Consider the following 8,863-nt stretch of genomic DNA (forward strand, 5'->3'; position numbering starts at 1 on the left):
GGGCGATTCGGGTGAAAAATCCCGGACTATTCAAATGAGCTAATTAACCCTATATTGCTCATATGAACGGAGACGCCCCATGACGGCCTTGGCAGTAACCAGAAGCGACACCGACCGGGTCCTGACCACCGCCATCGCGCGCATTGCCGAGTTTTGGAATCTCAGCAATGCCAAGCTCGGCGCAATCCTGGGCCTGTCGCCCGCCACGATCTCGCGCCTCCGGGCGAGCAAGACTCTGCTCGATCCGGCCAGCAAGTCGTTCGAGGCAGCCCAGTTCCTGCTGCGCCTGTTCCGCAGCCTCGACGCGCTGCTGGGGAGCGATGATGCCGCCGTCAAACGCTGGCTGACGACCACGAACCTCGACCTTGGCGCCAAGCCGATCGAGCGCATCGACACCATGCGCGGCCTGATCGAGGTCTGTGACTATGTGGACTTCTACCGCGCTCGCGTCTGAGCATCGGCCTTACGCGGGCCGCGTGTGGCGCGTGGTGGAGGCACAGCACCGCATCTCCACCAATCGCCTCGCCGCCAATCTGGCCGATCAGGCGCTGCTGGAGGAATTGGTCGAGGCGGTAAAGCCGAACATGCCCGAAGCGGCGCGGCACCTCGACTATCTGCTGGCCGCCCCCTTCCGCTATGGCCACAAACAGGCCAGCCGGTTTCGCCGTGCGCATGAACGCCCCGGCATTTTCTATGCCTCGGAAAGCGAGGCCACCGCGCTTGCAGAAACGGCCTATTGGCAATTGCTGTTCTACGCGCGCTCCCCCGGCTTTGTGCCGCCGTCCTCCACTGTGGAGCGGACAAGCTTTACCGCCACAGTAAAGACCGACCATGCCCTCGACCTGACCCGCCCGCCTTTTGACAGGGACGAGGCGCAATGGACCGATGCCCAAGATTATCGCGCCTGTCAGGATCTCGCCACTTTGGCACGCGGCGCCGGCACCGCCATCATCCGCACCAGATCTGCGCGCGATCCTCAGCGCCGATGCAATATCGTGGTTCTCGCCCCCGTAGCCTTTGCCGAACGCCGCCCAAAGCCGGGCAAAAGCTGGCATTTCCGGTTCGAGAACAATCGCCTGATCGCCATTGCGGCCTTCCCGTCCAATGACAGGTTCGAGTTCCATGCTGCGGATTGGGGGATCTGATAAGCCGGAACCATAACCTATCGACCGCAATGCGTTAGGCCAGATCGAGTCATCGGCACAGGTCGTTTGTTTATCATGAGTCTCGGCTTGGGGAACGTCTGGGCCTGGGACAGGCCGTGTAAAAACGGGTTGGCCGGTGCGGGCCCATGGTTTTGGAGCAGCTCGCTGAAGGTTAGCCCCGCCCCTCAGGTCTGGGTTGCTGCGATCATCGCCCGGACGCCCAGGATGGCGACCAGCCTAAGTTATATGCCAGAATATGGAGGCTGGCCTCCGTTCTGACATGCTTGAGCGTTTTCATTTGGAAATGTGTCGAGCCCATCCAGGCTTTCAGTGTGCCGAAGGGATGCTCAACAGTCTGTCGGCGGATCCGCATCGCCTTTGGCGCACGATCGAGGCGCCGCTCCATCGCCTCGACGACTGCTTCATGCTCCCATCTTCTGACCCGTCGTTCCTTACCGGTCGTGCATTGGTCATGAAGTGCGCAGGTCTGGCAATTCGAGCTCCAGTAGCTATGGAGCGTCATGCCGTCCTCGACCGAGGTATAACGATAGATCAGATCTTCGCCCGCGGGGCACCGATAGACATTTTCCTGCTCCAGATAGACGAAGTCCGGTTTGCCAAAGCGGCCTTGCGCCTTTGCCCCTGAGGTCAGCGGCCTGGGCACGAAGGCGGTCACGCCTATGTCCTCGCAGGTCCGGATATCCTCGCCTTTGAAGTAGCCTTTGTCGGCGATGGCATCCAAGGCCTCGACGCCCATGGCATCCTTGGCTTTCGCCGCCATGACAGAAAGCTGTCCCCGGTCATTCCCGACATTCAAAAGCTCGTGCGCAACAATGAGATGATGCTCGGCATCAACCGCTGCCTGCAGATTGTAGCCGACGATGCTCGTGCCGCGACCCGCGCTCGTCATTGCACGTGCGTCGGGATCCGTCAGCGACACCTGCTGGTCCGGCGCATTGCGAACTTCCTCTTCACGAGCGGCAAGCTCCCGCATCTGTGCGCGCAGCCGGGCGATCTTCTCCGTCAATCGCTTCGCCTTTGGCTCGGCAATGTCGCTTTCGTCGCGATCGGCACGATCAAGCGCGTCGAGATACCGATTGATATTGTCCTGCACCTGCTTCATCCGCGAGGCTACCTTCGCGGCCGTGTAGTTCTTGTCGCGGTTGTTGACCGCCTTCATCTTGCTACCATCGATCGCGACGACCGCCCGCGTGAACAGCCCCAATTGCCGGCACAAGACGATGAACTGGCTGCACACAGACCGGATCGCAGCGCCATTGGTCTGGCGGAAGTTGGCGATCGTCTTGAAGTTGGGCGCCAACCGCCCCGTCAGCCACATTAATTCGACGTTGCGCTGTGCTTCCCGCTCGAGCCGCCGGCTCGACTGGACCCGATTCAAATAGCCATAGAGATAGATTTTGAGCATCGTCGCTGGATGATAGGCGGGACGGCCTGTCTCAGCCGGCGTCACGCCCGCGAACTCCAGCGCCTTCAGATCCAGCGCATCGATGAACGCCTCGACTGCCCGAACCGGGTTGTCCGCCGACACATAATCATCGAGCGATGGTGGCAGAAGATAGTCCTGCCGACGGTCTTCTGCCTGGACGAAACGGCCCATCTCAAAGCCTCCCGAAACACGAGAAAACCATATCAGATTTCTGCGTTTTTACACAGTCTCGGGACTTTCCTGCCGGTCGCCTCCGCCACTGGGAACGTTCGGGCAAGCCGAAACCGGCCGTCCGTCGGGCCGCGAAAGCTTACTCTCCTGCGTGCAGCCCTCGCGGACCGGTCCGAACTGGCCGCTTTCGAAACGAAAAAGGGAAAGCGGATGCTGCTCAATTGAGCCGTAGCCTTGCCGCGGTTGCCGCCCCGCTTCAGCGAGTAGTGGGGATTGGGCCAAAAAACAGTGGCAGCTCCGTTAGGCTGTTTTCCATTTCAAAATGGCTACCGCCATCACATCACCTATTGTCAGATGGCCGAACCAGGCAATCGCGCCATAGGCGGCGCCCAAGCCTGTCATGTCAATGGCCAGCGCGACCAGCAAAAGGGCGACGCCCGCCTTGCGAAGCTGCTGCTGCAGCGGGAAAGGCAGCGTATGGCCCAGCAGATCCTTCTGATGTCGAGCCATCGCGGCACAAAGGCATCCGAACCCCAGGATGGAGGCACATATTGCCAATATATGGATCATACCGTGGTCAGCTCCTTGCTCGCCTGGCGGGCTACACGCGCGGCTTTGGGTGTAGCGCGTGCCGCTTTGCGCGCGGCCCAACCGAAGGCAAGGGCCACGACCAACATGACCATGTCGAAGGCGACGAACAGCCAGTCCCCGGTCATCAGACCGGTCAGCATGTTACGCGAAACAGTCAGAGCGTTTACAATTGGCACGGCCGCGAAAAGGCTAGCAGCGAATGACAGGCTTTCGACCCATGCGCGCCGCTGGGACCGGATGCAGGCCCAGAGCAGGACGCCACCCCATATCAGGAACAGGCTGTTGATTTCCCAATTCGCGCGATCTGGCATCGTGGTGGGCTGCAGGCGATTGGCCAGGAAGTAGGCCGCCAGCCCTGCGGGAAGGCCGGTGATCGCGGCGATGTTGAGCCGCTCCACCAGACGAAATCCGAAATGGGGATGCGCCGGATCGGGAAGTTTTGCCCGCCGCTTCACGGTCCAGAGCACCAGCCCGCTGCCGACCATGATCGTCCCGCCCATGCCCGAGAGGAAATAGAGCCAGCGCAAGCCCCAGCCGGCATAGCGCCCGGCATGAAGCCCGACCATGACGCTTTGCGTCGCCAGCGCGCCGCCCTCCGGCGCGTGCCGGTTCATCAGCGTACCGGTCTGTCCGGCAAAGACCATGCTTTCACCGCGCGCACCGATGGCAGTATCGGCGGCACGGGTAATGGTGATGGTGGCGGTACTGTCGCCTGGATTGGCGATCTGGACAAATCCGATCGCCGCGTTGTCCCATGACCGGCTCGCCATCGCCATGAGTGGGCTTATCGGGACCAGAGGTGCGGCGACGCCGCTGCGTGGCACATCCTTACGACCGGGAAACAGCTCCTCGAAGAATGTGTCCGTAGAGGCATAGTTCGCCATGACGCCCCAAGGCATATACTGTGTCGCCAGCGTGACCAGCCCGGTATAGGTGATCATCAGATAGAAGGGCAGAGCAAAAACCGCCGTGACAATGTGCGCGTCCAACCAGCTTCGCTGCCCCTTGCCGAAACGCAACATGAAGAAGTCTGCGAAGATCTTTTTGTGTGTGACGATCCCCGACACGATAGCGACCAGCATGAACATTGCCGCCACGCCAACGAGATAGCGCGCCCACATGACCGGCATATAATGAAGGTCGAAATGAAAGCGGTAGAGAAAGAAGCCGCCGCGCGTTTCTCGCACTGTCACTGGATGTCCATGCCCATCGAGTGTCGCGCTTGTTTCCCCTCGCTTGCGCCGGGTCGGTTGCTGAGCCTCCACCTCCTTAGGTTGCCAGAAGACCTCGGCGACCGGGCTGCGCGCGGTAGGCGGCGTGATGAACCAGCTTTTCGCGTCCGGTTGTCTTGCCTGAAGATAGCCTATGGCGGCCTGCGTGGCGCTGACGGGATCTGCGGTGGTCACCAGTTCGGGCCGCATCCAGCGGCTGATTTCCTGCTGGAAATAGGCTGCCGTGCCGGTCACGAACATCGCGAACAACAGCCAGCCGAACATCAGCCCGGTCCATGTATGGAGCCACGCCATCGACTGTCGGAAACTCTCCTTCACAGCCGCTCTCCCGTGAGGATGGACACATACAGTCCCGCGCCCAGCAATAGCAGCGCGCTGCCTAGGCTGATCCAGACGCGCAGCATCGACCTGGCAGAAAAGACCGTGACGATGATGCCGGCATAGATTGCGAACGAGACCAGTGTGGCCGCAATGCTCGCCTCGGCCGCGCGCATGGGCAGAAGGCGGGCCAGACAGGCGACAGCGAGCGAAGTGACGACATAGCCGCCGAGGATCGCGGCGATCGCACGGGAAAACACGTGCAGGCGGTGACGGCGGATGCCCGCTCTGTTCGGGTGAATGCCCATGGCGTCAAAAATGCCGCTGGAGCGAGGCCATGAAGGTCCGCGGTTCGCACGGCGTTGTACGGGTCAGGGAGGCGGTGGGGAAATCACGCTCGTTGAAGATGTTGCGGATATTCGCCTGGATCGACCAGTCGTCGAACCTGTAGAACATTGTCCCATCCACCAGCACATAGCCGTCGAGCATGAAGGGCTGCCTCGCTCCCGCGAGAGCTGACGCCGTGCTGGCCGCGCGGTTGCTTTCATGATGAAGTCCTGCCGCTGCGCCCAGATTGGCGAGCGGCCCCGACGGAACCTTATAGCGCGCCCACAAATCGACGATATGGCGCGGTACACTGCCGAGTCGCGTACCAACGAGCAGGCGGTTGTCGGCGGTCACCTTGGCGTCGAGATAGGTGTAGGCCGCCGTCAGTTGTACGCCGTTGCCGGGGCGCCAGGCGATTTCCGCCTCGACACCGCGCCTGCGCTGTTCGCCCGTCAGCACATAGACATAGGGCAGCACTGCGTCGGCCGTGGCGACGTTGGCGCGGATCACGCCGCGGTCGATCAGCGTCTGCTGCGAGACGATCGAGATCGCCTGCGCTTTTTCCAGCGTCGGGATGTCGGCTTTCGATGCCATCGCTCTATCCACACTCTTGATCCCAGCGACGGTGATATCGTCCCGCACATTATCGGCGGACGTTGCCTGCTCTGCGTGCGCGATTGCTGAAAGCCCGAGGCAGGATGCACTCAGCGACGCGCCAATCACTCCATTAAAACGCTTCATCTTGGCCCCTTCGATAAAATCATGGCTCAATAAACATAAATGCGATTGACTCGCAATAGCGTTATTAATAGTGGCGGACCGTGATGAACAGGGGAGCTTTCATGATGCGTAAATTGGTCCGGTCGCTGTTGGCCTGCACGATGCTGACCGGCGCAGCCGCTTGTTCCGGCGCCTCTGCGCGGGAAGCCGATCCAACCGAGGATGCTGGGCATTCCGATGCCGAGATCATCGTCACCGGCCTGAAGCCCGACGAGGGCCAGAACAAAGTCAGCCAAGGCGGCGCTCTGGGCGCAAAAGCCTTGCTGGATACACCCTATTCGGTGACAGTCATCGACGCCGAGGATATCGCCCGACGTCAGGCCAACAGCATCGCGCAGATCTTCGCCAATGATCCGTCTGTCTTTTCCTCCGCCCCGTCCGGTTCGACAAACTGGTGGGGCACCCAGATCCGGGGACTGGGCGTGCGCAACTATTATATCGATGATGTGCCGCTGCTGCTCTACTGGGGCGGCGATTTCCCGCTTGAGCCGATTGAAAGCGTCACCGCCCTAAAGGGCCTGACCGGCTTCATGTACGGCTTCGGAGCGCCAGGCGGTGTGATCAGCTACCGCAGCAAGCGGCCGACCGCCGAACCGATGTTGACGACCGAGATCGGCTATCGCACCAACAGCGTCTTCTATGTTCGGGCCGATGCTGGCGGGCCGCTGACCCAAGATGGCAGGCTGGGCTATCGGGTCAATCTGGCGGGAGAAAAGGGCACCGCCTATAATCAGTCCGGGGTCAACCGGCTGGTTGGGTCACTGGCGCTCGAATATACATTCGGCCCCGACCTCAAATGGTATGCCACCGCTACCTATGAAGACAGCAATCTTCGACACGAGCCGTTCCAGTTCTACTGGGCAAATTATGTCGGGGCCGCCTTGCCCCGCCCGACCTATGACTATGGCAATCTCAATGTCGCGAATAGCTATTACAAGGGACGGACGCTGGCCACGGCCACCGGGCTGGACTGGACCTTTGCTGATGGTTGGTCTGCTCGCCTGACCTATGGTTACACCAGCAAGTTTCACCGCTCGAACAAGATGTTCGTCTACATGCGCAACCAAGCCGGCAACTATGACGGCTATGCCTATAATTTCGCCGAACTGGACAAGAATCATTTCATTCAAGCGATGATGCAAGGTGAACTCGCAACTGGCCCGATCCGGCATGAGATCGTGGCAGGGGCGTCGTACCAGATCACGGATAGCGCCTTCGGCTATAACGATAAGGACTATTATTGGGGCAATGATTTTGACGGCAATATCTATCAGTATCAGCCTTTTCGCGTGACGCGCGCAATCAGCTTCGGAACCAATGGCTGGCCGAGCAGGGAAAGGCAGACAGCTATGTTCCTGAGCGACACCCTACACCTTGGTAAACATCTGCAAGCCATGGTCGGCGCGCGCTATACGCAATACAAACTGTTCGATCTCGACGGGAATGCGTCGGTGGACTCCGGCTATCGTACCTCGACGGTGACGCCCACGCTCGCGCTGATCTACAAACCTCAGCCTTATGTCTCGATCTATGGCAGCTATGTCGAGGCGATGGAGCCGGGCAGCCGGGTTGGCGGTGAGTATGCCAATGTAGGTGAGGTGCTGAAGGCGACGCTCAGCCGCCAATATGAAATCGGCGCAAAATATGAACATCAGCGGCTGAGCCTGACCCTGGCGGGCTTCCGCATTGAGCGCGCCGCAACGATCGATCAGGTCGTCGATGGCGCGCGACGTCTGACGCAGGATGGCCTGACGCTTTACAAGGGAGTCGAGGCGATTGGAAGATATCGGCTCAGCGATGATCTGAAGCTGGGGGCCGGAGTAATCTATCTCGATCCGAGCATACGCAACGTATCGGCCAGTAACGAGGATTTGCGCGGCAATATCCCGGCGGGCGCGGCGAAATGGCAACTCACCGGCAATGCCGAATATCATTTGCCGGCCATTCCCGGCCTCAGTTTGCACGGCAATGTCCGCCATACCGGCAAGTCGCCAACCAGCGACAGCAATAGCCTCTTTGTTCCAGCCTATACCACGGCCAATGCGGGCTTTCAGTTGGACACGCTGGTCAGTGGGCGCAAGGTGACCTTCACTGGCAACGTCAATAATCTGTTCAATGCGAAATACTGGACCCAAACCAATATTGGGGAGGGAATAAACGCTGCCCTGAGCGTCCGCCTATCTTGGTAACGCTGCGCCACAGAGTTGACGACGGGGCTGTCACAAACCCCGTTGCTTCCTACACCGCTGTTCTCGCTGAACGGATGGGAAGTTTTGACGAGCGTATCCAGGCAATGAAACGGCAAGAATGGAGGCAACATTTGCCGGTATGCACCGTCATATGCCTGCGGCAGATTTCGGCAGGGGCTGACGTTCGCTCTTATGCAGACGAATGGCTTGAGTTGGTCGGGTGCCGCCAGCAGCAGAAAGCGGCGTCGCGGGACATTCCGGACATTCCGCTGCGGCGGCCCGAATGCGCGCTATTTCCAGAACCCGACAGTTGAGGGTAGCGTCGTGGGGACTCGAAATCGTAACCGGTCGCCAAGTAGCACCCGAGAATCGTATTTTTCTTGAAGCTAGTGCTTGAACAAGTCTATCAAAAACGTAGGATTGTTTCGGGGTTTAGGTGGGGGATTGGCTCCAATCTATGGCAAGCGGCAACAAGTTCGATGCTACGGCATCGATGGTCGGGTATCTGTATCAATGCCGTTTCGCGCTGCTCAAGGCGATTGAAGCGACGCGCGATGCGCCCGGGGCGGACTGGCCTGCTGCCGGTTTGATGGACACCGAGATAAGGTGTTTTCATCAACCGGAGTGATCGATGCAACGAAGGAAGTTCAGCCGCGAGTTCAA

8 protein-coding genes and 1 pseudogene are annotated in these 8,863 nt (G+C 59.9%); 4 read left to right on the forward strand and 5 right to left on the reverse strand.

The genetic code is table 11. The features are described from left to right. Nucleotides 1-88 precede the first annotated feature (88 nt). Together BGP00_RS05140 and BGP00_RS05145 are read left to right on the forward strand one after the other, a co-directional pair. Complete coding sequence (locus BGP00_RS05140) at nt 89-454, forward strand: antitoxin Xre-like helix-turn-helix domain-containing protein (RefSeq protein WP_292692915.1); 366 nt, start codon at nt 89-91, stop codon at nt 452-454. Then, nucleotides 426-1,145, forward strand: a complete 720-nt coding sequence (locus BGP00_RS05145) for an RES family NAD+ phosphorylase (RefSeq protein WP_292692912.1) — start codon at nt 426-428, stop codon at nt 1,143-1,145. Before BGP00_RS05140 ends, BGP00_RS05145 begins: the two co-directional genes overlap by 29 nt. A 185-nt stretch (nt 1,146-1,330) precedes the next feature. Here the strand turns inward: BGP00_RS05145 and BGP00_RS05150 are convergent. The 5 genes and pseudogenes from BGP00_RS05150 to BGP00_RS05170 all read right to left on the reverse strand — a co-directional run bounded on the left by BGP00_RS05150 (nt 1,331) and on the right by BGP00_RS05170 (nt 5,972). Next, nucleotides 1,331-2,763 (reverse strand): annotated as a pseudogene (locus tag BGP00_RS05150) (IS1182 family transposase). A 300-nt stretch (nt 2,764-3,063) separates the two neighbouring features. Further along, complete coding sequence (locus BGP00_RS05155) at nt 3,064-3,333, reverse strand: DUF3325 domain-containing protein (RefSeq protein ID WP_292692910.1); 270 nt, start codon at nt 3,331-3,333, stop codon at nt 3,064-3,066. After that, the gene (locus tag BGP00_RS05160) at nt 3,330-4,880 is read right to left on the reverse strand and encodes a PepSY-associated TM helix domain-containing protein (RefSeq protein WP_292693144.1); all 1,551 of its coding nucleotides are present in this window, start codon (nt 4,878-4,880) and stop codon (nt 3,330-3,332) included. The genes BGP00_RS05155 and BGP00_RS05160 overlap by 4 nt, the downstream gene beginning before the upstream one ends. Before the next feature lie 20 nt (nt 4,881-4,900). Continuing rightward, nucleotides 4,901-5,212 (reverse strand): hypothetical protein, encoded by a 312-nt coding sequence (locus tag BGP00_RS05165; protein ID WP_292692907.1) that lies wholly within the window; start codon nt 5,210-5,212, stop codon nt 4,901-4,903. A gap of 4 nt (nt 5,213-5,216) precedes the next feature. Next, nucleotides 5,217-5,972, reverse strand: a complete 756-nt coding sequence (locus tag BGP00_RS05170) for a TonB-dependent receptor (RefSeq protein ID WP_292692904.1) — start codon at nt 5,970-5,972, stop codon at nt 5,217-5,219. A 101-nt stretch (nt 5,973-6,073) separates the two neighbouring features. Between BGP00_RS05170 and BGP00_RS05175 the strand changes: the two genes are divergently transcribed. Both BGP00_RS05175 and BGP00_RS05180 read left to right on the forward strand, forming a co-directional pair. Next, entirely contained in the window at nt 6,074-8,200 is a 2,127-nt protein-coding gene (locus BGP00_RS05175; protein ID WP_292922877.1) for a TonB-dependent siderophore receptor, read from the forward strand. 457 nt (nt 8,201-8,657) lie between these two features. Further along, nucleotides 8,658-8,828: a hypothetical protein gene (locus BGP00_RS05180; RefSeq protein ID WP_292692899.1), complete on the forward strand. Its 171-nt coding sequence runs from the start codon at nt 8,658-8,660 to the stop codon at nt 8,826-8,828. The last annotated feature ends 35 nt before the right edge of the window (nt 8,829-8,863 follow it).

It is taken from the genome of Novosphingobium sp. 63-713 (genome assembly GCF_001898925.1).
In the GTDB taxonomy this organism is placed as follows: Bacteria; Pseudomonadota; Alphaproteobacteria; order Sphingomonadales; family Sphingomonadaceae; genus Novosphingobium.